Below are 2,063 nucleotides of genomic sequence, written 5' to 3' on the forward strand. Positions count from 1 at the left end.
GGGCGATCTGTTGGCGGCAGTGTCGCCGTTTGCCAGTGGGATGTTGTAAAATAGCCAAGCATCGCGGAGGCAAGCATGACGGAAGAACAGCAAAAGGAGCAATTCAGCATTGCCTACGTCCGAGCCGTGGCGGCGGCCGCGCGTGTCAACATTTACAGAATGGATGTTGATGCCGACAGCATCGACATTGGCTTTTCGGTGAAGAGTGTCGCGGGCCGTCCCCAATCGCCCAAGCTCGACGCCCAACTCAAGTGCGTGACCGAACTGGCGGGCAACGACACCATGTTTCGTTACGTCCTCAAAGCCAAAAACTACAACGAACTCGTCGGCGATCACTACACGCCGAAAATCCTTGTTGTTGTTCTTGTCCCACCGTCACCCGCCGACTGGCTGATCCAATCCCCGGATTGTCTTTCGCTGCATCGGTGCGGGTATTGGACATCGCTTCAATCATGGCCGCCGTCCGACAACACGGCCAGCGTGACCATCGACTTGCCCAGAACACAAATCTTTTCGCCCGCAGCCTTGCGGACCCTGTTGCCGGTCGGAGGCGCCATATGAACGTCAGCATCCGCGACCGGGCCGTTTATGAAACATTGAACCCGACGGACCTCGCTGCTTATTTGCGTTCGGCCAACTGGACGGCGGGCGACAACCGCCCCGGACATTCCTCGACTTGGCGCACCACGTTTGATGGCCAGATGGTCGAACTGATGGTCCCGCTCAACCGGCAGTACAAAGACTACGTTGACCGGATGGCCGAGACGGTTCCTCTTATCGCCGCCGTCGAGAAGCGTTCCGAACTGGAAGTCCTCGGCGACATCCAAACCGCCAGCAGCGATGTCGTCCGGGTGCGTTATCGCTATGCCTCAGCCCACGACGGATCGATCCCGCTGGATCGCGGCGAGGCTCTGGTCGAAAACACCCGCGAGCTCTTCCTCGCCGGAGCCTGCGCTGCCGTGGCCAAGCGGCCCTACTTTGGAAACTTCAAGGCCCAGCAGGCGCGGGATTACGTCCAAACGCTTCGCCTCGGCCAGAGCGAACGCGGAAGCTATGTCATCACCGTGTTGTCCCCGGTGCCGCCCCAATTGAACCCGAAACAAGTTGACCTGTTCGGGGCGGATGTCGAGCAACCATATGAACGGCTGGCCGTGACCCAGATGAGCAAGGCGCTCGTCGCCCTCCGGGCCGCCGCTGATGAGGCGATGACATCCTTTCAGACGGACGGATTCGACCGGGCCGTCCAAGACGGTGTCAGCGCCAATCTCTGTTCGGCGCTGGTGGGCATTGGCGGCCCCTCCGCGCAGCCCAACGACGAACTCGTCGTTTCGTTCACCTGGGCACGCTCCCGCCCGGCCGACGCCGGGATTGCCCGCGAGATCGTCTTCCCCGGCGACCGTTTCCCGGTAATCTCCGAGGCCGCCCGGTTGTACCGGAGAACGGCGCCCGCTGAAGAGACGGAGATTCGCGGCGTGATCGTCGCCCTCAAAGCCGACCACGCCCACGGCCCGCTGGTCGGCCCGGTCACCGTGCGGGACATCCTCTCGGGCCGTCCCCGGAAAGTGCAAATCAACCTCGACGAACCCTCGCACCGCCTGGCTTGGGAAGCCTACGAAAGCCGGGCCGAGGTAACTTGCCGCGGAATTCTAACCCGCTCGGGAACGAACTTGGCTATTCAGACGCCGAGAGACTTTGCGATTGTGAGCGACGAGTGAGCGGATATTTCTCGGTGTGACCATCTTTCCGTCTTCAATATATTGATAACGACAAAATGAAGAATCTGCCCTTTATCGCCGATGTGAATAAGATTGCTTCCATAGTTTGATGAACTCGCCCCAATCTAACCATCAGTTGTCTGAATGTGATCTTTCCAAATCATTAAGATGGCCGACGACTCTGATTGGCACGCTTGTACTGCTGGTAAAAATCCAATCGAATTCGGCCGCTTAAGAAGTATATATACTTGTAAAACGGGCTATTTCCCGAACGATAGGTAGTATCATTCGGAAAATTTTGGAACTAAATAGCTCCCACGTCGAACGAAAGTGCGAGTTTGCCGAAAA

2 protein-coding genes are annotated in these 2,063 nt (G+C 58.2%); both read left to right on the forward strand.

Annotated elements, in window-relative coordinates; genetic code table 11:
- Window positions 1–75: 75 nt before the first annotated feature.
- On the forward strand, window positions 76–561 hold the full coding sequence (locus BGIM_RS0111835) for a DUF4365 domain-containing protein (RefSeq protein WP_020469988.1): 486 nt from the start codon (window positions 76–78) through the stop codon (window positions 559–561).
- Window positions 558–1,715: a hypothetical protein gene (locus BGIM_RS0111840; RefSeq protein ID WP_020469989.1), complete on the forward strand. Its 1,158-nt coding sequence runs from the start codon at window positions 558–560 to the stop codon at window positions 1,713–1,715. Before BGIM_RS0111835 ends, BGIM_RS0111840 begins: the two co-directional genes overlap by 4 nt.
- Window positions 1,716–2,063 lie beyond the last annotated feature (348 nt).

Source organism: Zavarzinella formosa DSM 19928, from assembly GCF_000255705.1.
In the GTDB taxonomy this organism is placed as follows: Bacteria; Planctomycetota; Planctomycetia; order Gemmatales; family Gemmataceae; genus Zavarzinella; species Zavarzinella formosa.

What these genes read in the sequence shown, in the direction of transcription:
- BGIM_RS0111835 (WP_020469988.1), top strand. Translation starts at nt 76, where the DNA reads ATGACGGAAGAACAGCAAAAGGAGCAATTCAGCATTGCCTACGTCCGA.
- BGIM_RS0111840 (WP_020469989.1), top strand. Translation starts at nt 558, where the DNA reads ATGAACGTCAGCATCCGCGACCGGGCCGTTTATGAAACATTGAACCCG.